Genomic DNA, 26,037 nt, shown 5'->3' with positions numbered 1-26,037 from the left:
CGCTACAGCGTGTTGCCGACATGTGACATTCTGCTTGAACCGCGTTTGCCGCGGCCCGACCTCCGGTATTCAGGGGGAGGCTGCGTTCGACGCGACGAGCGCAGCTGGGATCCGTCCGCGACCCAAAGGGGGTGGCATGTCCGTAGAACTGGGCAGCTCGAAGGTGCTCACCAACGACGCACCGCACGTGCTCAACGACGGCGACGCCATCGACACCCGCACCCTCTCCCGCTCCCTGTTTCTGCGGCTCGCCGCGCTCGACCGGGACAGCGCGGAGCGCACCTACGTACGTGACACCCTCATCGAGCTGAACCTCCCTCTGGTGCGCTACGCCGCGGCCCGGTTCCGCAGCCGCAACGAACCGATGGAGGACATCGTCCAGGTCGGGACGATCGGCCTGATCAAGGCGATCGACCGGTTCGACTGCGAGCGGGGCGTGGAGTTCCCGACCTTCGCCATGCCGACCGTCGTGGGCGAGATCAAGCGCTTCTTCCGCGACACCAGCTGGTCCGTACGGGTGCCGCGGCGGCTCCAGGAGCTGCGTCTGGCCCTCACCAAGGCCAGTGACGAGCTGTCACAGAAGCTCGACCGCTCCCCGACGGTCCCCGAGCTCGCCACCGCGCTCGGCGTCTCGGAGGAGGACGTGGTCGACGGGCTCGCGGTGGGCAACGCCTACACCGCCTCCTCGCTCGACTCCCCGTCCCCCGAGGACGACGGCGGCGAGGGGTCGCTGGCCGACCGGCTCGGCTACGAGGACACCGCCCTGGAGGGGGTGGAGTACCGCGAGTCTCTCAAGCCGCTGCTGGCCAAACTCCCGCCGCGCGAGCGCCAGATCATCATGCTCCGCTTCTTCGCCAACATGACGCAGTCGCAAATCGGCGAAGAGGTCGGGATCTCCCAGATGCATGTCTCACGGCTGCTGACGCGGACTCTGGCGCAGCTGCGAGAGGGCCTCATCGCCGACTGACGCGCCGTCCGTCGGGCGCCTCCGGTGGGCTGTTGTGTGACCCTGTACTCCTGACGGGGCGTCAGCCACACTGGCCCGATGCGATACGCGTGGAGCCGGACAACGGGCCGCCGGGGCACGGCGATCGCCTCCTCGGCGGCCGCACTGTGCCTCGGCGCGCTGCTCAGCGGCTGCGCCGGCGGCGACGACGGATATCTGGCGGCCGAGGCGGCCGGACCGGACGCACCGCGGGCCACATCCGCGCCGCCGAGGGGCGACGTGGAGCTGGTGCCGCTCGACGGCAACGGCGACGGCACGGGCAAGGGCTCCGGCCGGGACGGGAAGCGGCGGCCCTCCGGGGCCGGGGGCACCGGGGCTCCGAGCGCCCCGGGCGCCTCGCCCCGGCCGGACGGGTCCGCCGCGACGCCGACGCCGGGCGAATCGCCCGGGAGAGACGGTGACCGGGCCGACAGTCCTTCTGACGGCGCGAGCGACGGAAGCGGATCGGGCGGCTCCGGGACACCCGGCAGCTCAAGCGGCCCGACCGACCCAGGCGGCTCAGGCGGGGGCTCGGCGCCCCCTGAGTCCACGCCCGGCTCGCCCTCCACCCCGAGCGGCCCGGCCGAGCTGACGCTCGGCGAGCTCGTACGCACGGCGGCCGACGACCGCTGGTGCGAGAAGGTGACCGTCGAGTTCCGGAACACCGGGGGCGCCCCCGTGACCTCGGGGACGATCACCTTCGCGACCCACATCATCGACGCCCTCGGCATCGACTGGGCGACGATCGAGTCGAAGCGCGACCTGCCGGTGCCGATCGGGACGGGCGAGAAGAAGGAGAAGACCTGGGAGGTGTGCGTGGACGACTGGCGGGTGCCGCTCGGTATGCACATCGAGACCCGGACCGCCTCGGCGACCTGGCCCGGGGGCCAGGCCGAGAGCCCGCCCGAGGACCAGGCCACGGATGAGACCGGGGACCGGTCCGGGGGTTGGGCCGTGTCCGGCGGATCTTGACGCCTGCAGCGGGCCCTCCCCCACCCCGCCCCTTCCCGAGACTGGGGCTTCGCCCCAGACCCCGGGGGTCCAAGGGCGAAGCTCCTGCCACGCGGCGGAGCCGCACATCGAGACTGCGGGAAGGGGCGGGGTGGGGAAAGATCCGCCGGACACCCCTGGCCCGAGGCCCGACCCAGGGACCGCGCCCCGGGACCGGACGGGGATCAGGCCAGAGCCAGCCAGGCGACTCCGGCGACGACGGCGATCGCGACGATCACACCGACGATCACACCGATCCGCGGACCGCCGGAGGCGGAGGGAGCGGCCGCCTGCTGCTGCCGCCCGCCGCCTTCGTCGTCGACGAAGGCCCGGAACATCTGGGTCGAGCCGGCCGGGTCGTAGTTGCCCTCAGGACCTTGGGGGTTGTTCGCCATGGCCCACGACCCTAGCGAATGAGCGGATTCCCGCACACCCCCGGTCCCCAACACCCCCACACACCCCTCCCGCACCACAGACCGGCCTCTTGACCGACCCCTGAGCGAGCCTTTGCGGGCAATTTACTCTGCGAAGCCCGATTTCGTTTGCCTATAGCAACTAACTTATCTATGGTTGCCCTAAGCAACCGATAGCTCTGGAGGCGCCATGGCAGCACGGAGTCAGTACGAGGAGCTGGCACGGCAACTCAGCGCCATCGGCACCGTCAAGCGAGGGCTGTCGCGTGTCCTCCCCCAAGACTGCGCGGCCGGCTCGGCCATCGTCCTCATGCTGCTCAGCCGCTACGGCGAGATGCGCATGAGCAAACTCGCCGAGCTGCTCGACATCGACATGTCGGTCACGAGCCGCCATGTCGCCCACGCCGCCGAGCGCGGCTGGATCGACCGGCACCCGGATCCACTGGACCGCCGGTCGCGGCTGCTGAGCATCAACGCCAGCGGCGAGAAGCTGCTCGGCGAGGTGTCCGAGCGCTATACACAGGCGCTCGCCGCCTGTCTGAGCGACTGGTCCGACGACGACGTCGGCCGCCTCAACGAACTACTCGCCCGGCTGCGGACGAGCTTCGGTGACACCAGATCCCGGGTTCCCCAGCTGATCGACGAGAGCACCACCCGTACACCAACGCAACGATAGGAACTTCATGGCAACGACCACACCGGACGGCGGTGTGCGGGGACCCGCGGGGCACCCCGCCCATGCCAAGCACGGTGGCGGAGGCCACCACGGCCGCCACGACTCCGGCTCGACGGCACCGATGACCCACCGGCAGATCATGGAGGCGCTGTCCGGGCTGCTGCTCGGCATGTTCGTCGCGATCCTCTCCTCGACGATCGTCTCGAACGCCCTCCCGGAGATCATCGCCGACCTCCATGGCGGCCAGTCCGCCTACACCTGGGTGGTCACCGCCGCCCTGCTGTCGATGACCGCCACCACCCCGCTGTGGGGCAAGCTCTCCGACCTGTTCAGCAAGAAGCTCCTGGTCCAGATATCGCTGGTCATCTATGTGGCCGGCTCGGTGGTCGCCGGTCTCTCGCAGAACGCGGGCATGCTGATCGCCTGCCGTGTGGTGCAGGGCATCGGCGTGGGCGGTCTGTCGGCCCTCGCACAGATCGTGATGGCCGCGATGATCTCCCCGCGCGAGCGCGGCCGCTACAGCGGCTACCTCGGCGCGACCTTCGCGGTGGCGACCGTCGGCGGCCCGCTGCTGGGCGGCGTGATCACCGACACCTCGTGGCTCGGCTGGCGCTGGTGCTTCTACGTCGGTGTGCCGTTCGCCGTGATCGCGCTGATCGTGCTCCAGAAGACCCTGAAGCTGCCGGTCGTGAAGCGGCAGGTCAAGGTCGACTGGTCCGGTGCCTTCTTCATCAGCGCCGCGGTCTCGCTGCTGCTGATCTGGGTGACCTTCGCGGGTGACAAGTACGACTGGGTCTCCTGGCAGACCTACGCGATGGTCGGCGGCTCGATCGCCCTCGGACTGATCTTCCTCCTGATCGAGAACAAGGCGAGCGAGCCGATCATCCCGCTCCGCCTGTTCCGCAACAAGACGATCGCCCTCGCCTCGATCGCTTCGCTGTTCGTCGGTATCGCGATGTTCGCCGGGACCGTCTTCTTCAGCCAGTACTTCCAGCTGGCGCGCGACAAGTCGCCGACCATGTCCGGCGTCATGACCATCCCGATGATCAGCGGCCTGTTCATCTCCTCGACCGTCTCGGGCCAGGTCATCACCAAGACCGGCCGCTGGAAGGCCTGGCTGGTCGCCGGCGGTGTGCTGGTGACCGCGGGCCTGGGGCTGCTGGGCACCATGCGGTACGACACGCCCTACTGGCACCTGGCCATCTATATGGCGCTCATGGGCCTCGGCATCGGCATGATGATGCAGAACCTGGTGCTGGCCACCCAGAACCAGGTGGCCCCGCAGGACCTGGGCGCGGCCAGCGCCGTCGTGACCTTCTTCCGCTCCCTGGGCGGTGCGGTCGGCGTCTCGGCGCTCGGCGCCGTGCTCGGCAACCGCGTCACCCACTACGTCAAGGAGGGTCTGGCAGAGCTCGGCCCCAAGGGCCAGGCCCTGGGCCACGGCGGCACCGGCGGCGGCGGAATCCCCGACCTGGACAAGCTCCCCGCGCCGATCCGCACCGTCATGGAGAGCGCGTACGGCCACGGCATCGCGGATGTCTTCCTGTACGCCTCCGGGGCCGCGCTGCTGGCCTTCGTCTTCACGCTGTTCATCAAGGAGGTCCCGCTGAAGACCCGGTCCGGCTCCCAGGCCGCCTCCTCCGAGGACGCCGTCGAGACCCCGGCCGCGGCCGCGGGCACCCCGGCGGACCAGGAACCGGCCGCCGTGCAGCAGCCGGAGCCCGCGCTCGTGGGCGCGCCGGCCGCCGACTCGTCCGACACCGCGTCGGAGTACGCCCTGACGGACGCGACCGTTCCGCAGCGGCTCGCCGCGTTTGCCTCTGTCGCTGATGGCGGCGACGGCCACCACCCCCGGCAGGGCGTGCACGGCTTCGTACGGAACGCCGACCGCACCGCCGTCCCGCGCGCCGCGGTCACGCTGATCTCGCTGAACGGGCGGCAGCTGGGCCGTTCGGTGGCGCACGTCGACGGCTCGTTCGCGCTGGACGCGCCGGGCTCCGGCACCTACGTCCTGATCGCGGCCGCCGACGGCCACCAGCCGCAGGCGTCCACCGTCGTGGTCGGCGACGAGCCGCTCGCCTTCGACGTCGTACTGGCGGCGACCAGCGGCCTGGCGGGCACCGTGCACGGCGCCTCCGACAGGGAGCCGGTCGAGGCGGCCATGGTCGTGATCACCGATGTCCGCGGCGAGGTGCTGGCCACCGGCAAGACCGGTGAGCGCGGCGACTTCCGCTTCGAGGAGCTCGTCCCCGGGACCTTCACGGTCGCGGTCAACGCCGCCGGGTTCCGGCCCGCCGCGCTGCCCGTCGACGTCGGCGCCCAGGGTCTGACCCGGGTCGAGATCGCGCTCCAGGCCGGTGCGCGGGTGCAGGGCGTGGTGCGGGCCGGTGCCGACCGGCGGCCGCTGCCGGACGCGCGGGTCACGCTGGTGGACGCGGCCGGGAACGTGGTCGCCACCGCGACGACCGGGGAGGACGGGGCGTACGCCTTCACCGACCTGGACGCGGGCGACTACACGGTCATCGCGAGCGGCTACCCGCCGGTCGCGGGGGCGCTGACGGTCCAGGGGCAGGGGGTCGACGGACACGACGTCGAGCTCGCCCACCCCCTCGACTGAAAAGGCTGAGGACCCCGGGGCCGGGGCGCGCAGAGCGGAGACGCGCCCCGGCCCCGGCCGGGACGGCGCCGGAGCGCCGGGCCCGGAACCCGGAACCCGGCGGCGGTGTATAGCAGGTGAAGACCTGCCAGGCAGGGGACGGCCTGACACCGCCGTCCGGGTCCGGCGCACCAAGACACCCCATAGACACCGGACAGCACAGACGAGACAGCCCTGACGGAAACGGGAGCGAGAGCGAGAGGCGGCATGACGACCACAGCAGCAGGAACGGGCGGAAGCGCGGGCGGGGGGCTGCGCGCCCAGATCCGCACGCGCGACGGCTGGGCGGTGCAGCACGCCGTGCTGACCGTCACGGACATGACGGGCGCTCAGGTGTTGCGCGCCCAGGCCGACGAGAACGGCGCGGTGCGCACGCGGGAGCCGCTGCCGCCCGGGCCGTACACGGTCATCGCCACGGCCGTGGGCTACGCCCCCGCCGCCTCGACGTCGATCGTCACGGCCTCGGGCCGCGCCGATGTCGGCACCGTGGTGCTGGCGCGGCAGGGCGGGGTGGAGCTGCCGCCGCCCGGCGCGTGGACGATCGACCCGGCGCACTCGACGGTGGGGGCCGTCGCCCAGCATCTGGGCATCTCCAGCGTGCGCGGCCGGTTCACGGAGTTCAGCGGGCGGATCGAGATAGCCGAAGACATCGAGAAGTCCGGGGTCGAGGCGGTCATCCAGGCCACGAGCATCGACACGGGGAACGGGATGCGGGACGGCCATCTGCGGTCGGCCGACTTCCTCGACGTGGAGCGGTTCCCGGTCCTGACGTACCAGAGCACCGGGCTGACCCCGGCCGGCGCGGACCGCTGGACGGTGCACGGCAAGCTGTCCCTGCACGGCGTGATCCGGGAGGTGGACCTGGACCTGACGTACCTGGGGACGGGCCCCGACCCGTGGGGCGGGGTGCGGGCGGCCTTCCGCGCGACGGCGCAGCTGCACCGCGAGGACTTCGCGATGAACTACAACCAGGTGGTCGCGGCGGGCATAGCCGCCATCGGCACGACGCTGCGGGTGGAGCTGGATGTCCAGGCCGTCCAGGGCACGGAGCTGCCGGGCGTCTGAGGCGCCGCCGTCAGTCCTGGCCGCCTGCGTCGCGGAGGGCCTCGATGCCGACGATGGCGCAGTCCAGGGCGAAGGTGAAGTCCCGCTCGCGCATCTCCTGGACGGTGGAGCCGCCCCGGGCCTCCATCACGGCCCGCGATTCGTCGAACTCCGGGCGGCCCTCGATACTGGCCATCGTCTCGGCGAAGAGCTCGTCCTGGGTGATGCCCGCGGCGCGGGAGCGGGCGGCGAAGCGGCCCTCGATGGTGCTGAAGCCGTAGACGAACTGGAACACGAGGGCCAGCGCGCCCGGCACCTGCGAGGCGGGCAGGCCGCTGTCGCGCAACACGCGCTGCACCGCGGTGGAGAAGGCCATGGCGTTCGGCCCGATGTTCATGTACTCCCCCAGCAGCGGGGGGACCCAGGAGTGGGCGACCAGCAGCCTGCGGTACTCGGAGGCGATCTGGCGCAGCTGGTCGCGCCAGTCCCGCTCCTGGGGCGGCTCCAGGTGCTCATAGCCCTCGACGGGGCCCAGGCTCCCGGCGGGCAGCGACATCTCGCCCATGGCCGTGTCGAGGGCGAGTTCGAGAAGCTGGTCCTTGGTCTCGACGTACCAGTAGACCGACATCGCGGTGACCTCCAGCTCGGCCGCCAGCCGGCGCATCGAGAACCCGGCGAGCCCCTCGGCGTCCAGCAGCCGGACCGTGGCCGCGACGATCTTCACATGGTCGAGCCCGGACGGCTGCTGCTCCGCCTTGCGCTTCGGGGCCTTGCGCTCGGAGAGCCAGATGCTGGTCCGCGGACGGATGACCCGGCTGCCTGTCGCCATGGCGCGCTCTCCTTCTTCCATGCGCCAGGGCCGCGCGGCTGGGGCGCGCGGCCGATGGCGTCTTACTACCCGATGCTATGCCGCCGAGGTCTCTTGTGAAGATCGCTCGGCCCGGCGCAGCAGCAGCGCCGTCAGCGCGCCGCCCGCCAGTACGGCGACCGCTCCGACCAGCTGGCTGGTGTGCACACCGGAGGCGAAGGCGTCCGCGACGGCGGCCCGGTCCTCGTCGGTGCGCGCCGACGCGTAGGCGGCCGGGAGCGAGCCCGCCCCGACGGCGACCGCGGGCAGCAGCCCGACGAACCGGGAGTTGAGGACCGCGCCGAGGACGGCCACGCCCAGGCCGTTGCCGAACTCGGTGAGCGTGCCGTTGACGCCCGCGCCCACCCCCGCCTTCTCCGGCGGGATCGCCGACATGATCGCCGTCGCCATCGCGGGCATGGAGATCGCGATGCCCGAGCCCATGACCACAAGGCCGAGGAGCATCCCGCTGTACTCGTCGGCGCCGAGCGTCGCGATCAGGGCCAGTCCCACGGCCAGCAGCCCCATGCCGCACAGGATCGTGGCCGGGGTGCCGAGCTTGGGCAGCAGCCGGGCGCCGACTCCGGTGAGGTTGAGCACCACGATCACCAGGGCGAGCGGAGCGGTGCGCAGGCCCGCGCCCAGCGGGTCGTAGCCGAGCACGAACTGGAGATGCTGGGTGAGCAGGAACATCGAGCCGCCCAGGCCGAAGGCGACGAGGATGCCGCCCGCGACGGCGCCCACGAAGCGGCGGTCGCGGAAGAAGTGCATGTCCAGCATCGGGTAGGGGATGCGGCTCTCCCACAGCGCGAAGGCCGCCAGCACCACTACACCCACCAGCGCCGACAGCAGCACCCGCTGGGACGTCCAGCCGTGCTCGGGCCCGGAGATGATGGCGAAGACGACGCCGGTCATGCCGATCGTGGACAGCAGCGCGCCAAGCAGGTCGGGTCGGTCACCGGTGGGGTTCTTCGACTCCGGCACCAGCCAGACGACGGCGACGAGGCCGAGCAGCGCCACCGGGAGGTTGATCAGGAAGATCGAGCCCCACCAGAAGTGTTCGAGGAGCGCGCCGCCGATCAGCGGGCCCGCGGCGAGCCCGAGCGAGCTGACCGCGCCCCACAGGCCGATGGCCTTGGGCCGTTCGCTCGCCTCGAAGACCTGCACGACCACGGCGAGGGTCGTGGTCATCAGCAGTGCCCCGCCGATCCCCATGCCCGCGCGGGCGGCGATCAGCTGGCCCGGCCCCTGTGCCAGCGAGGCGGCCAGCGAGCCGATCCCGAAGAGGGCGAGCCCCGTGAAGAGCATCTTCTTCCGGCCGTAGCGGTCGGCGGCGTTGCCCGCGGTGAGCAGCAGGCCGGACTGGACGAGCGAATAGGCGTTGATCATCCACTGGATGTCGGCCGTGGTGGCGTCCATCTCCTCGGTGAGGGAGGGGATCGCGACGTTGAGGATGGTGTTGTCCAGCAACACGGTGAGCTGGGCGAGGCAGATGACGCCGAGGATCAGCCAGCGCTGGGGGTGCCCGCCGGTCGGTGGACCGGGCGGGCTGTCGGACGTGGGGTCGGCGGTCTGCGCCGTCATGGACTCTCCTTGCGCGCTTATACGATGTACGGGCCAGGGCAGCGATGTACACCGTACAGCGACCCCCCTACGCCGTACAGGAGATTTCCGGCGGGCCATGCGTACGGGCCGGCGGCGGAGGGGATTCCTCCGTCACCGGCCCGTGGACCTGCGTGTTCGCCCGCGTCAGGACTTCGAGGACTTCGACGCCTTCTGGGTCAGGTCATAGAGGGTGGTGCCGTCGACCGTGACCTTCTTGAAGTTGGCCTGAACCCAGGAGCTGATCTTGGACGAGGTGCCGTTCCCGCCCCCGGGACCGCCGCCCATGCCGCCCATGCCGCCCGAGCCGATGAAGTAGTGGATCTTCCCCTGCTTCACATAGGCCTGGAACTGCGCGAGGGTCGGGGACGGGTCGCTGCCGTTGAAGCCGCCGATCGCCATCACCGGGTCCTCGGTGGCGAGCTGGTAGCCCGCGGCGTTCTGCGAGCCGATCGCCGCGGCGACCCAGGTGTACCCACTCGCGTTCTTCTCCAGCGCGGCCTTGACCTTGGAGCTGACGCTCGGGCCGTCGAGCAGACCGCCCATGCCGCCGCCGCGCCGGCCGCCTTCGCCGCCCATGCCACCGGGGAACATGCCCTGCCTGTTGCCCTGCTGGCCCTGGCCCTGGCTGTTCTGGCCCTGCCCGTTCTGCTGCGACGAGCCGCCGCCCGGGAAGCCGCCGCCGGGGAAGCCGCCGTTCTGGCCCCCGTTCTGACCACCGGTCTGACCGCCCTGCTGACCGCCACCGGGGACCATGCCCTGCTGGCCGTTCTGACCGCCGGTCTGGCCACCGGTCTGGCCCTGGGTGTTGCCGTTCCGCATCCCCGGCGGGCCGCCGTTACCCCCGCCCGGCAAGCCGCCCGGACGGCCGCCGCCGGGGCCGCCCATGCCACCCGACACCGCGGGACCGGCCGTGACGATCGAGCCGCCGTGCGGCGTGTCGACCGTGTTGAGCGTGTACGCGATGGGCCCGGCCAGCGACGCCGCGAGGCCAAGACCCGCCACGCCCAGCGCCAGCCGCCCGCCCAGCCGCGACGCGACCAGCAGCCCGGCCGCCGCCGCGAGCCCGGCGATCAGCACCGCCCAGCGCAGCCAGGGGTGCCAGTCGGAGGAGCGGTTCAGCAGCACGTACGACCAGACGGCCGTCACCGCGACCGCGGCGGCGAGCACCACCGACGCCGCGGCGGTGGACCGCCGCTCCCACAGCATCGCGGCGCCCATGCCCACGATCGCCGCGATGTACGGCGCGAGCGCGATGTTGTAGTACTGGTGGAAGATCCCGGACATGAAGCTGAAGGTGGCGAAGGTCATCAGCAGCGCCCCGCCCCACACCAGGAACGCCGAACGCTGGGTGTCCGTGCGCCTGGCCCGCCAGGTCAGCCAGATCCCCGCGAGCAGCAGGATGAAAGCCGCGGGCAGCAGCCACGCGATCTGACCGCCCATGTCGGAGCTGAAGAGCCGGTCGATGCCGGTCTCGCCCCACTGGCCGCCGCCGTTCCCGCCGCCACCGCCGCCACCGACGCTGCCGGTCTCGTTGCCGTTGATCCGGCCCAGGCCGTTGTAGCCGAAGGTCAGCTCCAGGAAGCTGTTGTCCTGCGAGCCGCCGATGTACGGGCGCGAGGACTTCGGCCACAGCTCGACGATCGCCACCCACCAGCCGCCGGCGACGACCATCGCGACCCCGGCGAGCAGCAGCTGGCGGATCCGCTTGCCGAGCTTCGCCGGCGCGCACACCGCGTACACCACGGCGAGCGGCGGCAGGATCAGCCAGGCCTGAAGCGTCTTGGTCAGAAAGCCGAACCCGAAGCAGACCCCGGCCAGCAGCAGCCACTTGGTGCGGGCGTCCTCCAGCGCGCGCAGCACGCAGTAGATCGCCGAGACCATCAGCAGGCACAGCAGCGCGTCGGGGTTGTTGAACCGGAACATCAGCGCCGCGACCGGGGTCACCGCCAGCGCCGCCGCCGCGATGAGACCGGCGGCCGCGCTGAACCGGCGCCGCACCGCCGCGTAGAGCACGCCGACCGTCGCCACGCCCATCAGCGCCTCGGGGACCAGGATCGCCCAGGAGCTGAGGCCGAACACCCGCACCGACAGGGCCATCGGCCACAGGGAGGCCGGAGGCTTGTCGACGGTGATGGAGTTCCCGGCGTCGGAGGAACCGAAGAAGAACGCCTTCCAGCTCTCGCTGCCCGCCTGCACCGCCGCCGAATAGAACTGGTTCGCGTAGCCGGACGCGCCCAGGCTCCACAGGTAGAGCACGGTGGTGACGGCCAGCAGAACCCACAGGGCGGGCCTCGCCCAGCGCGGGTCCTCCGGCCGGCCGCGCCACGCCCGGGCCAGGCGCGAGCCCTGCGGGGCCGCCGGCCGTGCGTGGTGCGCGGCCGGGGGAGTCGGGGGCGGCGGCCCCGCTGCGCGGAGGCCCTGGTCGTAGGTCGTCATCGGGGGTTCCTCGGATCGTGGTCGGTCAGGTCGTGGTCGGTGGCGGTCCCGCCCTGCGGGCCTTCGGAGGGGAAGACCCAGGCCCGGAAGAGCAGGAAGCGCAGGACGGTCGCGGCGAGGTTGGCCGCGATCAGGACGGCCAGTTCGGTGCTGTGCGCCGGGGTGCCGGAGGCGGCGGCGTCCAGGGCGGCCAGGGAGCCGCTGGTCAGGGCGAGGCCGATGCCGAACACCACCAGCCCCTGGGCCTGGTGACGCACCGCCCGGTCCCGGCCGCGTACGCCGAAGGTGAGCCTCCGGTTGGCCGCGGTGTTGCCGAGCGCCGACAGCAGCAGGGCCAGCGCGTTGGCGATCTGAGGGCCCGTGCCCATCCGGAAGAGGGAGTAGAGCAGCAGATAGACAAGGGTGCTGAGCGCGCCCACCACACAGAAGCCGACCAGCTGCCGGGCCAGCCCGCCCGGGACCCCGCTCAGCCCGCGGTCGCGCGGGTCGTCGCCGAAGGGGCGGCGCAGCCGGTCGAGCGGCAGCGCGCCGGTGGCCAGCGCGCGCCCCACCCGCCAGACGCCCTTGAGGTCGTCGGTGGCCGTCTTCACGATGTGGACCGTGCTGTTGGGGTCGTCGACCCAGTCCACCGGCACCTCGTGGATGCGCAGCCCGGCCCGCTCGGCCAGCACCAGCATCTCGGTGTCGAAGAACCACCCGGTGTCCTCGACCAGCGGCAGCAGCCGCTCGGCGACATCCTTGCGGATCGCCTTGAAGCCGCACTGGGCGTCGGAGAAGCGGGCGGCCAGGCTGCCGCGCAGGATGAGGTTGTACGCGCGCGAGATGAACTCCCGCTTGGGGCCGCGCACCACGCGCGAGCTGCGCGCCAGCCGCGACCCGATCGCCAGGTCGGAGTGGCCGGAGATGAGCGGGGCCACCAGCGGCAGCAGCGCGTTGAGGTCGGTGGACAGATCGACGTCCATGTACGCCAGCACCGGCGCCTGCGACATCGACCAGACCGTGCGCAGCGCGCGCCCGCGGCCCTTCTGCTCCAGCCGGACCGCCGTGACCTCGTCGATGGCGTCGTCGAGGTAGGCGGAGATCTCGGGGGTGCGGTCCGTGCTCGCGTTGTCCGCGATGGTGATGCGGAAGGCGTACGGGAAGGTGCGGGCCAGGTGGTCGTGCAGCCGCCGCACGCACCGCTCGAGGTCGGCCTCCTCGTTGTACACGGGGACCACGACGTCGAGCACCGGCTGGCTCCGGCCGACCGTCACGTGCTCGCGAGCGGGCAAGGTCTCCAGGGGTGTCTCGGGCGGTGCCTCGAGAGGTGTGTGAGTTCGCATGTGACCGACATTCGCGAGCGGCGCTGTCACGGCTGTGTGGTCAGCCTGTGGCCTGCCTGTGAGTGCGTTACGGAGTGGTGAACGGGAAGGTCGGCGGGGACGTCCACGGGGAGGTGGACGGGCAGGTGGACGCCGAAGACGGTGCGGCCCGGCACGCTGTCCACCGTCACCCCGCCGCCGTGCGCCGTGACCACGGCGTGCACGATGGCGAGGCCAAGACCCGTGCTCCCGGCGGCGCGCGAGCGCGAGGCGTCGCCGCGGGCGAAGCGCTCGAAGACATGCGGCAGGAGGTGGGGCGGGATGCCCGGGCCGTCGTCCTCGACCTCCAGGGACACCCAAGGCGCCGAATAAGCGGAATACGGGGATGGCGAGGGAGCGGGGTGCGGCGCCCCGTACGGGCCGCGCCACAGCACGCGCGCGGTGACCGTCGTCCCGGGAGGGGTGTGGGTACGGGCGTTGGCGAGCAGGTTGACCAGGACCTGGCGCAGCCTGGCGTCGTCCCCGTGGACGACCGCGGGGTCGTCGGGCAGCTCCAGCCGCCATTTGTGGTCCGGCCCGGCCGCCCGGGCGTCGCTGACCGCGTCGACCACCACGGGCGACAGGTCCAGCTCCGCGCGCTCGACGGGGCGGCCCGCGTCGAGGCGCGCCAGCAGCAGCAGGTCCTCGACCAGGCCGGTCATCCGTGCCGCCTCCGACTCGACCCGGCCGAGGGCATGGCGGGTGTCGGGCCCGATCTCCTCGCGGCCTCGTCTGGTCAGCTCGGCGTATCCGCGGATCGAGGCGAGCGGGGTGCGCAGCTCATGGCTGGCGTCGGCGACGAACTGGCGTACCCGCGTCTCGCTCTCCTGGCGGGCCGCGAGCGCCGACTCCACATGCCCGAGCATGCGGTTCAGGGCCGCGCCCACCTGGCCGACCTCGGTGCGCGGGTCGGCCTCGGACTGCGGCACCCGCTCGCGCAGGGCGACCTCGCCGCTGTGCAGCCGGAGCTCGGAGACGCGGGTGGCCGTGGCCGCCACCCGGCGCAGCGGGCGCAGCGAGATGCCGACCATGGCCACTCCGGCGATCCCGGCGGCGACCAGCCCGGCGGCGGTGACGGAGACCTCGGCGAGGATGAGCGTGTCGATGGTGTTCTGCGCTTCGGACGTCGAGATGCCGACGAGGAAGTGGCCGTGGGCCCCGGTGACGTACTTGACGCGGTACTCGCCGTTGCCGGGGATGTCGACGGTGTGTTCGGCTCCGTCCCGCGGAACCTCGCTCAGCGCCCTTCGCTGAGCACTGGTCAGGTAGTTGCCGGAGATATCGGGCTCACCCGTGCTCGACTCCTGCTGGGAGCTGATCGCGCCGTCGCCGAGCTCACCGTCCTCGACCTCGGCAGCGACCGTCCCCATCGGCTGGCCGGGCCCGGCCACGGTGTCGCGGATGTTCTGCGTACGCCGGTCGTCCCCGAGCCGCGGGTCCTTGCCGAGGTCGAAGGGCGGGCCGGCGACCCGCATGGCGACGCCCGTGAGCTGCTTGTCCACCTGGTCGTACAGATAGGTGTGGAGGGCGATCGTGGTGACCGTGCCGATCACGGCGCAGACGACGGCGATCAGCCCGACGGCGGAGAAGACCAGCCGGGTGCGCAGCGACCACGGCCTGCGCCGGCGGCGCGCGGAGCGCCTGCCGCGCGTCGGGGGCGCGGGCGTCGGGGGCGCGGGCGGCTGACGTACAGGGAACGGCTGAGGCGCGGAGGGCACACCGGCGGCAGGGGAGAACGCCATCGATCCGGCTCGCCTACTCGCCCGGCTTGATCAGATACCCCGCGCCGCGCCGGGTGTGGATCATGGGGCTGCGGCCCACGTCGATCTTCCGGCGCAGATAGGAGATGTACAGCTCGACGACGTTGGCCTGGCCGCCGAAGTCATAGCTCCACACCCGGTCGAGGATCTGGGCCTTGCTGAGCACGCGGCGCGGATTGCGCATCAGATAGCGCAGCAGCTCGAACTCGGTCGCGGTCAGGTGGATCTCCTGACCGGCCCGGGAGACCTCGTGGCTGTCCTCGTCCAGGACCAGGTCGCCGACGGTCAGCAGCGACTCGCTGCGCGCCGCCGCGGCCCCCGACCTGCGCAGCAGGCCACGCAGCCGGGCGACGACCTCCTCCAGGCTGAACGGCTTGGTGACATAGTCGTCGCCGCCCGCGGTCAGCCCGGCGATCCGGTCCTCGACCGCGTCCTTCGCGGTCAGGAAGAGCACCGGTACCTCGGGAAGCTCGTTGCGCACCCGCCCCAGCAGCGTGAGCCCGTCCATGTCGGGCAGCATGATGTCCAGGATGACGGCGTCCGGGCGCAGTTCGCGGGTGATGCGCTGCGCCTCCGCGCCGTTGCCGGCCGTCCGCACCTCCCAGCCCTCGTAGCGCAGGGCCATCGAGAGCAGGTCGGCGAGGGCCGACTCATCGTCCACAACCAGCACCCGGACGGGGCTCCCGTCGGGTCGCAGCAGCTCGGAACGCCCATGGGGCGAGGTCGCCTTCATGGTTCTCACCTTCGGGTGACCGTCTGAGAGTCCCCTTTCCACTGTCTGTGAATAGCCTGAGAATCCTGTGCCGCCCCCGTCAGCGCCCGCCGCCAGGCCCTCTCAGGTGAGAAACCCGTGTCGAATCGGTGCCCGACCGCGCGGCGAGGAACAACCGGATGCCACCTCCGGTTGAATGGCCGCATGGCCTCTCACCACGAGCCGGGCACCGCCCCCGGCACCACCCCTGACCCGACCCCCGGCAGGACGCTCGCCACCGCACTCGGCAGGACCGGCATCTGGACCGCGGCCCTCCGCGTGACGGACCCCGCGACGGATCCCTCGGCGGACCCCGCGATCCACGACGCGGTCAGGGACGCCGCGGCCGAGCTGGAGGCGCTGGGGTACGGAGCGCTGTGGCTCGGCGGCAGCCCGTCGCCCGACCAGGCCGCCTTCCTCCTGGAGGCGACCTCCCGGATCACGGTCGCGACCGGCATCCTCAGCATCTGGGACCACGAGGCCGCCTATGTGGCCGAGCGCCACGCCGCCCTCGACGCGGCCCACGGCGGCCGCTTTCTGCTCGGCCTCGGGGTGAGCCACAGCCACATGGCCAAGCAGTACTCCCGCCCGTACACGGCGATGCGCGAGTATCTCGACGCCCTCGACGCCGCGCCGGCCCCCGTCCCCGACTCCCGCCGGGTGCTGGCGGCCCTCGGCCCGAAGATGCTGGAGCTGTCCCGCGTCCGCGCCGCGGGCGCCCACCCCTACCTCGTCACACCCGAGTTCACCGCCGAGGCCCGCGAAATCCTGGGCGCCGACCCGCTCCTCGCCCCGGACCTCAAGGTCGTCCTCGAACCGGACCCCGACCGCGCCCGCGCCATCGCCCGCGGCTATCTCTCCATCTACCTCCCGATGCCCAACTACACCAATAACCTCCTCCGGTTGGGTTTCACCGAGGACGACTTCCGCGACGGCGGCAGCGACCGCCTCGTCTCGTCCGTCTTCGCCCTCGGCGACGCCGAGGCGATCCGCCGCCGCGCCGACGAGTTCCTGACGGCCGGCGCGGACCACCTGGCCGTCCAGGTCGTGACCACCGACCCCCTGGGCGCCATCCCGCTGGCCGAGTGGCGCGCCCTGGCCGAGGCCCTGCCGCTCGGCCACGACGGCTGAGCCACGCCGGCCCCCGCCGATGGCTCACGGCCGGAGCGGGCCCACCCCCGTCGGGCCCGCTCCGACCGCCGCCGGCTCAGCCGGAGGCCCGTCCCCGGGCGTGGGAGACCCCCAGGAACGAGGACCGCCCCAGAGGCGGCGACGACCACTGCCAAGCAGCATGGCACCCCCCACTGACAATCGCCCTGACCTGCGCCTCCGCCAGGCCCCGGGCGCGCGGGCGGCGCGTCACGGCCCCGTCTCAGGCTCGCTGCGGGTTGGTACCGGCACCCAAGAGGTCTTTGGTCACGACCACGATGATCTGCCATACAAGATCACTACGTTCCTGACGACGAACCGCCGGCCGGCAAACGACCACCACAGAGGGACCGCCCACGTGCTCAACCGCTCCGCCCGCGCCCGCGCCACCGCCCTCACCTGCTGCGCGGCCGGCCTCGCCCTACTCGCCCTCGCCTGCGAGGACGACGCCGCCTCCGGGCGGCCGGGCCAGGGACCGGGAACCGCGGGCTCGACGGACGACAGGGCGCCCGGCGGCGGCGGACACCGGACCCTCGCCCTGGGCAAGGCCACCGCGGTCGCCTACAAGCGCGGCTCGGACAACGTCCGGGGCACCCTGAGGGTCACGGCGGAGAGCGTGGCGAAGGGCACCCCGGCGGACCTGCCCAAGGGCTCGCTCCAGGCCTCGGACCACGGGCTGCGGCCGTACTACGTCACCATGACCTTCAGGAACATCGGCGAGGACTCCATCCACTACCCCTTCCTGAACACCCCCACCAGCCTGGAGGACGGCGGCGGCGCGTCCCAGGAGGTCCTGATCACCGCGGATGACGGCGTGAAGCGGTGCCCCGGCAAGGACCCGGACGACTTCGCGGCGGGCGACACCGCCACCCTGTGCAAGGTCTTTCTGCTGCCCAAGGGCGTCACCCCGGCCACTGTGACCTATGCCACGGGCGGTGACACCGAGGAGCCGGTGTCCTGGAAGGTCCCGGGCTGAACGGCCGAGGGGCCCGGCGCTGATGCGCCGGGCCCCTCGTATGAGTAGCGGGGACAGGATTTGAACCTGCGACCTCTGGGTTATGAGCCCAGCGAGCTACCGAGCTGCTCCACCCCGCGTCGGTGTCTGTAACTGTACGTCATTCCGGGCCGCCAGGGAAATCCGTTTCGGCTCCCGGTTACTTTGCAACGACCCGGTCTCAGCCTCGCTTCGAGTGGATCTTCGCCTCTGGCCTGGCGCTTTGTCGCGGCCATGATGTGTGCACCGCACACCGACGGGCCCGCCGAATCCGGCCCGACCACCGTGAACACAACTCACGCGAGCCCAGCTCGCACCAACACGACTCGCACCATCTCAACTCAACGGGGACCGATTCATGCGCATCCGATCCACGCGTAACCGCACAGCCGCCGCAGTCCTGTGTGCCGCCGGCTTCGCCCTGCTGGCCACCGGCTGCAACGACAACCTCGCCCAGGACGGCGGCGACGACACGCCCACCAAGACTCCCAAGCCCTCCGCCACCGCCAGCAAGGCGCTCGACTCCGACGCGGGCAAGACCCTCGCCCTCGGCGAGACCACCCCGATCACCTACAAGCGCTCGGACAAGACGGGCGTCCTGAACATCGCGGCGAAGAGCGTGGTGAAGGGCTCGCAGTCGGACCTGGACAAGGTGGCGCTCAACGCCGAGGAGCGGAAGCTCCAGCCGTACTACGTGACGGTCAGCTTCAAGAACATCGGCAAGGACGCGATCGAGTACCCCTTCCTGAACACCCCCACCCACCTGCGCGACAGCCGCGGCGAAGAGGGGAAGTCCCTCCTCACCCTGGGCGGCGACGTCACCAAGTGCCCCGGCGAGGACCCGGACGACTTCAAGGCGGGCGACACCGCCACGCTCTGCAAGGTCTTCCTGCTCCCCTCGGGCGAGACGCCGTCGGTCGTCTCGTACACGGGTGACTTCGACAAGGAGCCGGTGTTCTGGAAGGCCAAGGAGGACTGACAAAGGCGAAGGAGGGCCGACGAGCACAGGGAGACCACCGCTCTCCCCTCCACCGCCCCGCGGGAGGCCGGCTCCGTACCCCGGATCCGGCCTCCCGGCGCGTCACGGCACCAGCAGCACCCGGCCGAGCTGAGCCCGCGCGTCGAACAGCCGGTGGACCTCGGCCGCCTCGGTGAGCGGGAAGCGCCCGTGTACGACGGTGCGCAGCCGCCCCGACGCGAAGTGACCGGCGACCTCCGCCATGTCCTCACGGGCCTGCTCGGGGCGGGCCGCCCGCCAGGCCAGCAGGGAGAACCCGGCCACCTGTTTCATCGCGATCAGCTCCATGACCCCGACCTCCCCCAACTCCCCGCTCGCCGCCCCGTACTCGACGGCCCGGCCCAACGGGGCCAGCAGCTCGACGGTCTGCCGCAGCACCCGCCCGCCGACCGACCCGACGGCCACGTCCACGCCGCCCGGCACGGCCTTCCGCACCTGCTCCGGCCAGTCGTCGTCGGTGTAGTCGACGACGACATCGGCGCCCAGCTCCCGGACGAAGCCGAACTTGTCGGGCGAGCCCACGGTGGCAACGACCGTGCCGGCCCCCAGCACCCGTGCGAGCTGTACGGCGAGATGGCCGATGCCGCCCGCGGCCGAGTGCACCAGCACGCTCTCACCCTCCGCGAGCCGCCCCAGGCGCAGCACCCGCAAGGCCACCGGCGCGCCCATCGGCAGCATGGTGGCCGCCCCCACGTCGAGCCCCTCGGGCACGGGAGCCAGCCAGGCCGCGTCGGCGACGACCTGATCCGCGAACGCGTCGTTGACGAGCGTCGCCACCCGCTCCCCCACCCGTCCCTCGTCGACCCCGGGCCCCACGGCCTCGATCCTGCCCACCACATCCCCGGTGACCGTGCCGGGCAGCGGCCACTGGAAGATCCCCTGCCCCCCGCTCCGGAACTTGGTGTCGACGAAGTTGGCGCCGATCGCCTCGACGCGGATGAGCACCTGCCCCTCGCCCGGAACGGGGGTGTCCACCTCCTCGATTCGCAGGACCTCGGGACCGCCGTACTCGTAGTAACGCACCTGCCGCATGCCGCTACCCCTCCCCAATAACTGGACCATCGGTCAACTTATCCGGATAGCCCGAGACCGTACTGGACCGTCGGTCCAGTTGTCCATGCGTGACACCATGCGAACAGGCCAGAAGGAGCATGCGAGGGGAGTGGAATTCATGACCGGGGGCCGCCGCGAACGCGCCGACGCCGTACGGAACCGGCGCGCGATCCTGTGCGCGACCGAAGAACTGCTGGCCAGGTACCGGCCCGAGCAGATCTCCATGGAACAGGTCGCCGCCACGGCGGGCGTCGGCAAGGGCACCGTCTTCCACCGGTTCGGCAACCGCATGGGCCTCATGCGCGCGCTCATGGAGGAACGGGCCCTCACCCTGGGCGAGTCCGTCGCCGGCGGCCCACCACCACTGGGCCCGGGCGCACCCCCGCGCGAGCGCCTCCTGGCCTTCCTCACCGCCATGGTCGACGTCGTCACCCGCAACAAGGGCCTCATCGCCGCGCTCGACCACGCCATGACCACCGCCCCCAAGCCCGCCGCCGAGGACTCCCCGGCCACCGCCCAGGACGCGCACCCGGTCTACACCGCCTGGCACCGCCACATCAGCACCCTCATCACCGAGGAACGCCCCGACCTGGACGCCGAGTTGCTGACCCACATCCTCCTGAGCGCCCTGCACAGCGACCCGATCCTGGCCCTGCTGCGCCAGGGCGACGGCCAACGCCTCACCGCCTGCCTCCACACCCTGGCCACCGCCGCGCTCGACGCCCCGCCACGGCCATAACCCGCGTGCCGCGCGCGCCGAGCTGATGAACAATCGCCCCATGACCACTCAAGTACCGCCCGCCCAGGCCCTGATCGTGGTGGATGTCCAGGCAGCCTTCGTCTCAGGCCCGGACGCGGTGCCCGACGCGCCGCGGATGCTGGAGGGCATCGAGGGCCTGCTGGCCAGGGCGCGTACGGAAGGCGCGCTCGTCGTCCACCTCCAGAACGACGGCCCCACGGGCGCGTCCGACGAACCGAAGACGCCGGGCTGGGAGCTGCATCTGCCCGTCCACGAGGGCCGGCGGGAAGTCGTGATCCGCAAGACGGAGGACGACGGCTTCCACGAGACGCCCCTGGGCGCGCTGCTGACCGAGGCCGGGATATCGGACCTGGCCGTGTGCGGGGTGATGTCCGAGATGTGCGTCAGCGCGACCGCGCGTACGGCGCTGGCCCTCGGATACCGCGTGGTCCTGCCGCACGACGCCCATGGGACCTACGACATCCCGGCGGCGCCGGACATCAGCGACGCCGTTCCGGCCGCGATGGTGTCACGGGTCGCCGAATGGGCCTTGGGATCCGACATCGAAATCGTCCCGCGCGCCGCCGACGTCACGTTCCGAACCGAGCGCCGGGGTCAGTGACGGCGCCTCAGACGACCGGCCCAGCGCGCAAGGCCCCGTCGCGGCCGGCGGGCCGACCGAGACGGCCGCTCCGGCCCTTCCCCCGCCCCCGGCCGGCCGACCCCGGCACGGCTCCGCCGCCAGTCGTCATCCGGCGACAGGATCGGCGCCTTGCGCTCCGCTTGCGCCCTGATCTCGTAGTGGGCCTCGTGAGACGTCACCCGGAACGCCTCCTCATAGGAGGCCAGGGCTCCACTCATGGCGCCGCCGGCGAGCCCCCGGCGACGGATGCGCGATGCCAGCCACACAAAGCCGCCCAGAACCGCGGCCAGGACACCGAAAACGATCGCGAGCGGCAGCAGCGCATCCATGAACCGACCCTAAGCCGAATCGAACCCGCGGCCCCGCTCCTCCCGGTAAATCAGGAGATACCGCCAGAACAGCAGGCGGCGCAGCGTCGCGCCGGGCAGCAGCCGGGCGGCCTCGGCGCGGGTCTCGGCGTACGTCAGCGGGGGCGGCCAGACGATCGGGACCCGCACGGACGGGGCGGCGTGGCGCCCGCGCAGCAGCCGCTCCGCCTTGAGCAGCGAGGAGGCCGGCGCGGCCCATACGAAGTCGGCCGCCGTCTTGATCGGATAGAGCCCCAGCACCGCCAGAACGCCGCCCGGGGCGAGGGCCCTTCGCAGCGTCAGCACCGTGTCGAACGACATGTGGTGGAGGCTGGCGATGCACGAGATGAAGTCGTAGTGGGCGTCCGGTAATTGCCACTCACGCACATCGACCCGCCGGTACCGAGGCCCGCCCCCGGCCGCCCGCGCCACCTCGATGACGCCCGCGTCGGCGTCCACCCCCTCGACGTCCAGCCCACGCCCCGCGAGCAGCCGCGCGAACCGCCCCGCACCGCACCCGACGTCCAGCGCCGTCAGCGCCCCGTCCGGCACCTGCTTCAGCAGCAGCGGATGGTAATGATCGTTGTAGTTCAAGCCCATGCAGGCGGACCTACCCGGGCCCGGTGGCCCGCAAAGAGGTCGCTTCGCCCGTATCCCGTATGACAGTGTGCCGATCGTGACAGACAGCGCCACCCCGACGATCACCTCGCTCGCCGACCGCCCTTCGTTGATCTCCCGCGTCTATGAGATCAACGAGACCTGGCCTCCCTTCACCTCTCATGACCTGGTCGCAAGCACCCTGCTGAGCCAAGTCGTCGAGGAGTTCCCGCAGTACTGCGCGGTGGCCACCGACGGCGACCGCGTGATCGCGCGGGCCCTGGCCGTACCGTTCAACGCCGAGGCGGACGGCCGTACGGAAACGCCCGACCAGGGCTGGGACCGCGTCCTGTCCTGGGCGTTCCGCGACCGGCGGCACGGGCTTCCGCCGACCGTGGCCGGCGCGCTGGAGATCACGGTGGACACCGAATACCTCGGCCGCGGCCTGTCCTACCGCATGCTGCGGGCGCTCCGTGACGCAGCGGAGGGCCAGGGCCACCGCGTGCTGCTGGCCCCGGTCCGTCCGACGGCCAAACATCTGCAACCCCGCGTCCCCATGTCCGACTACATCCGACAGCGACGCGAGGACGGACTGCCCGACGACCCCTGGCTACGGGTCCACGTCAAGGCAGGCGGCACCATCGCGAACGTCGCGCCCGCGTCGATGACGGTCAGCGGCTCCCTCCGGCAGTGGCGGCAGTGGACCGGCCTCCCCTTCGACTGCGACGGCGACATCGAGGTGCCCGGCGCCCTCGCGCCGGTGCGCTGCGACATCGCCCTCGACCGGGCGGTCTATGTCGAGCCCAATGTCTGGGTCCGGCATGCCCTCCGGACGGCGGGCTGAGCGCGGCGCGTCTCCGGAGCCCTCCACGACGACGCCGCTCGTGTGGAACGGCCCGACCGGAACTCCGAGATCATCTGCGGGGACCCGATCCGCTCGGGTGGCCGACAAGTCTTTGGGGACAACGGTCCCCAGCAGACGCCCCAGCCCCGCCCGGCTCGCCGACCGCGGACGGCTGGGTGGCGGTGGGTCCGGCGTTCGGCGGCGGTCCTCGAGCAGCAAGCCGAGAAGCGGGCCATTGACCGTGTCATCGTCGAGAACAAGCCCCGTGTAGTCGGCGACCACCCGCGTCACGACCTCAAGCCGGGTGTATTCCGACCCTGCTGCCTCAATCCCCGCCTGCACCGCGTCCCACCAAGGGTGCGGCGCAGGGGGCCGCGTATAGGAACAGCCGGGCTCAAACCACTCGGTGCGCTGCCCATCGCGCCAATGCTCGAAGATGTTCATGCCGTCTCCGCCCTTCAGAATGGAAAAGGTTTCCCTTCCTTCGGACAGCGCGGACAACGGACCGGGCATCCTTCCCATGAGGCCGTATTCCTCCGTTGAGAACGACCAGTCGCCCAGCGCCCCGACGCGTATCACCGACCCTCTCGGCTCCTCGTCGTAGGTGCCGAACATGAGCGCTGCGGCCTGCCGCCCATCGAGGAGCCGCGCGTCCCGGACATCGGCCCCGAACCGGGTGAGAACCTCCTCCGGCGTAATCCCCCGCGTGAATGTCACGCACCACATCAAGTCACCGCGGACCCACCCCCAAGGATCGGTCACCGAGTCGTTCACCTGAGCCTCCTCCGGGGAATGTTTTCTCCATACTGCGCACGGATTTCGGCGAAACGGGGGCTGTTAGATGAGCGGTACGTCACGGACGCATCCGAACGCCACGGAAGCAGTGCGCACGGCACCGGAGCCGCCGCGCCCCAAGGTGAAGCAGATCGCCCTCAAGCCTCCCTCCCCACTTCCACTGCCCGAGCGCGACCGCGAGCGTTTCGACGACGAGCAACCCGACCCGCTCGCCTCGCTGCTGACCAAGGTCAACAACGGGGAGACGGTTCCGACTCCGGGCGGCGCGGCGGACGGCGAAGACCGCGACATCCATGAGGAGGAGTGGCGGGCACACGATCGCCACGGCCCCTTTGGCCAAGGGCGTCGCCGCAAGAATTGACTTCCGGCCGGGTGACACCGCGCGCGAACGGGTGATTCTGGTGGTTTTCCCATTGCCAAGTGGAAGGAAATAGGTGGCATTCATGCGCGAACAAGACGTATGAGCACCAGGAGGAAACATGCGGATACGCGCGAACGCGCTCGTGCGCGGCGGCGCGGTGTTGGTCGCCGCCGCCGCGACCGTCGCCATGCTGGCCACCCCGGCCGAAACCGTCGGCGCCGAAGCCCACGGCGGGGGAACAGGCGGCGGGAAGGAGGCCGAGACCAAACAGATCGCGTCCTCGGTCCTGGACGCGGACGAGAACGTCAAGTTCACCCTGACCGCGATCCGATCCACCGCCGACCCACTGAGGGCCACCGTCCGCCTGAAGGCCTTCACCAAGCAGCACGGCCGGCTCGTGCTGTCGGACGACGTACGGGTCGGCGCGGTCGACAGCTGGTTCTGGTTCCCGGTCACCGGGCCGGCCGCGATCTGCCAGTTCTCGACGGCGAGCACCAATCCCGCGCCCATCGTCACAAGCCTGCTCATCACCCCGGCGATCGGCTGCTCGTTGCCCGAACACTTCGAGCTACAGGACGGGAAGTTCGAGGCCAAGGGCCACAACGCACGGGCCCCGCACGGCGGAGTGAACACCGGCGGTGGCGGCACGGCCCGACGGACCGCCACCGCGTCCGCCCGGTGAGCAAGCACCCGTCTTGGGCGGGTCAGTGATCTGAGCCGCGCCCCGCTGCCGTCGACGCATACGTCAGAGGCCCCCGACACCCGGAAGGGGCCTCTGAGCCGGCATGCGCTCGGCAGGACGGTCCGAGGGCCCGACGGTCCACCTCGGACGCGTTAGCGGCACGTTAGCCGTACAGCGGTAGAGCGTCAGCGGTGGCCGACAACCTTGTTCTCACGCACCTGAAGCGCCACGTCGAGAAAACGGGGAAGATCATGTCGCACCGCACCACACTCCGCCACGCCCGCAACGCCGCCGCCGCCGTGGTGATCGCCATCGCCGCGTTCGGGCTCACCGCCTGTCAGGGCAGCGACACCGAAGCCTCGCCCTCGTCATCCACGTCCGCGAGCGCGAAGCCCTCGGGCACCCCCAAGAAGCCCGGGATCAAGTGCACGGACCTGGTCAACTACGGTGAGGACTCCAGGTCCAACGCCGAAATCAACTCCATCGGCGAGGACACCGGCTACTGCCCGGAACCGAACAAGGACATGGCACCGTCGGGCACCCCCAAGAAGCCCGGAATCAAGTGCACCGATCTGGTCAACTACGGTGAGGACTCCAGGTCCAACGCCGAAATCAACTCCATCGGCGAGGACACCGGCTACTGCCCGCCGGTCCAGCAATAGCGACTCCTTGCGGTGACGCCGAACCTTCCCCGGCAGGATTCGAACCTGCCCCCTCTTGCTCCGCAGGCTCGGGCAGGGGCCGATGTTCTTGCGGCGAGGTGGCTGAGTACGTCGGCGGAGCGGCTGAGTACGCGGACGGATCCGAACCGGGCGGCGGCCGGCCCAGCATCGTGGCCATGCACGACCAAGCAGGGAACGCCGGGACGGGCTGGCAGGTCGAGGCGGAGCACGACGCGGCGATGGCCGCAGCCCGCAAGGGGCGGCCGGATAGGGCCGGTATGGCGCTGAATGATCGTCCAGCAGCGCTCCTCGATGGTTGCGGTACTCGGGTACTCGTCCTTGTCGATCATGTTCTTGTCGAAGGTCTCGGCGTACAGACGCCTGGCCTCGTCGTCCATCCAGGTGCCGACGAAGGTCGCAAGGTTCAATCGCGCGTTGCCGTCGAGCATCGCCTCGTCGTGAACAAGCTGGTACGCGGTCTCCGGCAGCATCGGCTGCTCACCGATCTGGAGCCGCGACCGGCGGCGAGCCTCGCCAGGGCCTCGACGGAACCGTCCACGGAGTGCCGATCCGACATGCTCTCCACCTCGATTTGCCTGACGCGACAACCGGCCCAGCCGGGCGTCTTTTACCCCTTTGCGTCTTCGGGT

General features: G+C 71.3%; 24 protein-coding genes, 1 tRNA gene and 2 pseudogenes. 14 read left to right on the top strand and 13 right to left on the bottom strand.

Annotated elements, in window-relative coordinates:
- Positions 1-136 precede the first annotated feature (136 nt).
- The gene (locus ACZ4WQ_RS28170; RefSeq protein WP_311726146.1) at positions 137-967 is read left to right on the top strand and encodes an RNA polymerase sigma factor SigF; all 831 of its coding nucleotides are present in this window, start codon (positions 137-139) and stop codon (positions 965-967) included.
- Between the two features lie 78 nt (positions 968-1,045).
- Positions 1,046-1,957, top strand: a complete 912-nt coding sequence (locus ACZ4WQ_RS28165) for a hypothetical protein (RefSeq protein ID WP_468022509.1) — start codon at positions 1,046-1,048, stop codon at positions 1,955-1,957.
- A 203-nt stretch (positions 1,958-2,160) separates the two neighbouring features.
- On the opposite strand, the gene ACZ4WQ_RS28160 is transcribed toward ACZ4WQ_RS28165, so the two are convergent.
- Complete coding sequence (locus ACZ4WQ_RS28160) at positions 2,161-2,370, bottom strand: hypothetical protein (protein ID WP_311726144.1); 210 nt, start codon at positions 2,368-2,370, stop codon at positions 2,161-2,163.
- A gap of 208 nt (positions 2,371-2,578) precedes the next feature.
- Between ACZ4WQ_RS28160 and ACZ4WQ_RS28155 the strand changes: the two genes are divergently transcribed.
- The 3 genes from ACZ4WQ_RS28155 (at position 2,579) to ACZ4WQ_RS28145 (ending at position 6,785) form a co-directional block, all read left to right on the top strand.
- Positions 2,579-3,064: a MarR family winged helix-turn-helix transcriptional regulator gene (locus ACZ4WQ_RS28155; protein ID WP_311726143.1), complete on the top strand. Its 486-nt coding sequence runs from the start codon at positions 2,579-2,581 to the stop codon at positions 3,062-3,064.
- Positions 3,065-3,185: 121 nt separating this feature from the next.
- The gene (locus tag ACZ4WQ_RS28150; RefSeq protein WP_468022563.1) at positions 3,186-5,681 is read left to right on the top strand and encodes an MFS transporter; all 2,496 of its coding nucleotides are present in this window, start codon (positions 3,186-3,188) and stop codon (positions 5,679-5,681) included.
- Positions 5,682-5,927: 246 nt separating this feature from the next.
- On the top strand, positions 5,928-6,785 hold the full coding sequence (locus ACZ4WQ_RS28145; RefSeq protein ID WP_358848473.1) for a YceI family protein: 858 nt from the start codon (positions 5,928-5,930) through the stop codon (positions 6,783-6,785).
- Positions 6,786-6,795: 10 nt separating this feature from the next.
- Here ACZ4WQ_RS28145 and ACZ4WQ_RS28140 read toward each other — a convergent pair whose 3' ends face one another.
- The 6 genes from ACZ4WQ_RS28140 to ACZ4WQ_RS28115 form a co-directional block, all read right to left on the bottom strand.
- Positions 6,796-7,593 carry a TetR/AcrR family transcriptional regulator gene (locus ACZ4WQ_RS28140; RefSeq protein ID WP_311726140.1) on the bottom strand — a complete coding sequence of 266 codons (798 nt, stop codon included), beginning with the start codon at positions 7,591-7,593 and terminating at the stop codon, positions 6,796-6,798.
- 75 nt (positions 7,594-7,668) lie between these two features.
- A complete protein-coding gene (locus ACZ4WQ_RS28135) occupies positions 7,669-9,195 on the bottom strand; it encodes an MFS transporter (protein ID WP_311726139.1) in 1,527 nt (508 codons plus the stop codon).
- Between the two features lie 165 nt (positions 9,196-9,360).
- The gene (locus ACZ4WQ_RS28130; protein ID WP_361185961.1) at positions 9,361-11,652 is read right to left on the bottom strand and encodes an ArnT family glycosyltransferase; all 2,292 of its coding nucleotides are present in this window, start codon (positions 11,650-11,652) and stop codon (positions 9,361-9,363) included.
- Entirely contained in the window at positions 11,649-12,974 is a 1,326-nt protein-coding gene (locus ACZ4WQ_RS28125) for a bifunctional glycosyltransferase family 2/GtrA family protein (RefSeq protein ID WP_311726137.1), read from the bottom strand. The genes ACZ4WQ_RS28130 and ACZ4WQ_RS28125 overlap by 4 nt, the downstream gene beginning before the upstream one ends.
- 26 nt (positions 12,975-13,000) lie before the next feature.
- Positions 13,001-14,734 carry a sensor histidine kinase gene (locus ACZ4WQ_RS28120; protein ID WP_311726136.1) on the bottom strand — a complete coding sequence of 578 codons (1,734 nt, stop codon included), beginning with the start codon at positions 14,732-14,734 and terminating at the stop codon, positions 13,001-13,003.
- Between the two features lie 13 nt (positions 14,735-14,747).
- The gene (locus ACZ4WQ_RS28115; protein WP_311726135.1) at positions 14,748-15,485 is read right to left on the bottom strand and encodes a response regulator transcription factor; all 738 of its coding nucleotides are present in this window, start codon (positions 15,483-15,485) and stop codon (positions 14,748-14,750) included.
- 183 nt (positions 15,486-15,668) lie between these two features.
- Between ACZ4WQ_RS28115 and ACZ4WQ_RS28110 the strand changes: the two genes are divergently transcribed.
- Together ACZ4WQ_RS28110 and ACZ4WQ_RS28105 are read left to right on the top strand one after the other, a co-directional pair.
- Positions 15,669-16,634 carry an LLM class F420-dependent oxidoreductase gene (locus ACZ4WQ_RS28110; protein WP_468022508.1) on the top strand — a complete coding sequence of 322 codons (966 nt, stop codon included), beginning with the start codon at positions 15,669-15,671 and terminating at the stop codon, positions 16,632-16,634.
- Positions 16,635-17,010: 376 nt separating this feature from the next.
- Positions 17,011-17,628 (top strand): hypothetical protein, encoded by a 618-nt coding sequence (locus ACZ4WQ_RS28105; protein WP_398376066.1) that lies wholly within the window; start codon positions 17,011-17,013, stop codon positions 17,626-17,628.
- Positions 17,629-17,673: 45 nt separating this feature from the next.
- Here the strand turns inward: ACZ4WQ_RS28105 and ACZ4WQ_RS28100 are convergent.
- A tRNA-Met gene (locus tag ACZ4WQ_RS28100) sits at positions 17,674-17,747 on the bottom strand.
- Between the two features lie 257 nt (positions 17,748-18,004).
- Here ACZ4WQ_RS28100 and ACZ4WQ_RS28095 point away from each other — a divergent pair.
- The gene (locus ACZ4WQ_RS28095) at positions 18,005-18,625 is read left to right on the top strand and encodes a hypothetical protein (RefSeq protein WP_398376068.1); all 621 of its coding nucleotides are present in this window, start codon (positions 18,005-18,007) and stop codon (positions 18,623-18,625) included.
- 102 nt (positions 18,626-18,727) lie between these two features.
- On the opposite strand, the gene ACZ4WQ_RS28090 is transcribed toward ACZ4WQ_RS28095, so the two are convergent.
- On the bottom strand, positions 18,728-19,696 hold the full coding sequence (locus tag ACZ4WQ_RS28090; protein WP_468022507.1) for a quinone oxidoreductase family protein: 969 nt from the start codon (positions 19,694-19,696) through the stop codon (positions 18,728-18,730).
- 139 nt (positions 19,697-19,835) lie between these two features.
- Here ACZ4WQ_RS28090 and ACZ4WQ_RS28085 point away from each other — a divergent pair, with 139 nt between their 5' ends.
- Together ACZ4WQ_RS28085 and ACZ4WQ_RS28080 are read left to right on the top strand one after the other, a co-directional pair.
- Positions 19,836-20,456: a TetR/AcrR family transcriptional regulator gene (locus ACZ4WQ_RS28085; RefSeq protein WP_468022506.1), complete on the top strand. Its 621-nt coding sequence runs from the start codon at positions 19,836-19,838 to the stop codon at positions 20,454-20,456.
- A gap of 40 nt (positions 20,457-20,496) precedes the next feature.
- Positions 20,497-21,078, top strand: coding sequence for a cysteine hydrolase family protein (locus tag ACZ4WQ_RS28080; protein ID WP_398376071.1), 582 nt, complete (start codon positions 20,497-20,499; stop codon positions 21,076-21,078).
- On the opposite strand, the gene ACZ4WQ_RS28075 is transcribed toward ACZ4WQ_RS28080, so the two are convergent.
- Together ACZ4WQ_RS28075 and ACZ4WQ_RS28070 are read right to left on the bottom strand one after the other, a co-directional pair.
- On the bottom strand, positions 21,072-21,428 hold the full coding sequence (locus ACZ4WQ_RS28075) for a hypothetical protein (protein ID WP_385342380.1): 357 nt from the start codon (positions 21,426-21,428) through the stop codon (positions 21,072-21,074). The two genes, ACZ4WQ_RS28080 and ACZ4WQ_RS28075, sit on opposite strands and share 7 nt — an antisense overlap.
- 9 nt (positions 21,429-21,437) lie before the next feature.
- Complete coding sequence (locus ACZ4WQ_RS28070) at positions 21,438-22,046, bottom strand: class I SAM-dependent methyltransferase (RefSeq protein WP_311726128.1); 609 nt, start codon at positions 22,044-22,046, stop codon at positions 21,438-21,440.
- 76 nt (positions 22,047-22,122) lie between these two features.
- Here ACZ4WQ_RS28070 and ACZ4WQ_RS28065 point away from each other — a divergent pair, with 76 nt between their 5' ends.
- On the top strand, positions 22,123-22,887 hold the full coding sequence (locus ACZ4WQ_RS28065; protein WP_398376072.1) for an N-acetyltransferase: 765 nt from the start codon (positions 22,123-22,125) through the stop codon (positions 22,885-22,887).
- Between the two features lie 321 nt (positions 22,888-23,208).
- Here ACZ4WQ_RS28065 and ACZ4WQ_RS28060 read toward each other — a convergent pair.
- Positions 23,209-23,613 (bottom strand): annotated as a pseudogene (locus tag ACZ4WQ_RS28060) (DUF6461 domain-containing protein); the annotation flags it as partial.
- Between the two features lie 157 nt (positions 23,614-23,770).
- Between ACZ4WQ_RS28060 and ACZ4WQ_RS28055 the strand changes: the two are divergent.
- The 3 genes from ACZ4WQ_RS28055 to ACZ4WQ_RS28045 all read left to right on the top strand — a co-directional run bounded on the left by ACZ4WQ_RS28055 (position 23,771) and on the right by ACZ4WQ_RS28045 (position 25,387).
- The gene (locus tag ACZ4WQ_RS28055) at positions 23,771-24,043 is read left to right on the top strand and encodes a hypothetical protein (protein WP_385342377.1); all 273 of its coding nucleotides are present in this window, start codon (positions 23,771-23,773) and stop codon (positions 24,041-24,043) included.
- 118 nt (positions 24,044-24,161) lie between these two features.
- Positions 24,162-24,725, top strand: a complete 564-nt coding sequence (locus ACZ4WQ_RS28050; protein WP_398376073.1) for a hypothetical protein — start codon at positions 24,162-24,164, stop codon at positions 24,723-24,725.
- 191 nt (positions 24,726-24,916) lie between these two features.
- Complete coding sequence (locus tag ACZ4WQ_RS28045; protein ID WP_358846662.1) at positions 24,917-25,387, top strand: hypothetical protein; 471 nt, start codon at positions 24,917-24,919, stop codon at positions 25,385-25,387.
- A gap of 299 nt (positions 25,388-25,686) precedes the next feature.
- Here the strand turns inward: ACZ4WQ_RS28045 and ACZ4WQ_RS28040 are convergent.
- Positions 25,687-25,995 (bottom strand): annotated as a pseudogene (locus ACZ4WQ_RS28040) (hypothetical protein); the annotation flags it as partial.
- Positions 25,996-26,037: the final 42 nt, after the last annotated feature.

This window comes from Streptomyces sp. NPDC028305 (genome assembly GCF_055569495.1).
This window is presented reverse-complemented; position numbering and strand designations above follow the sequence as displayed.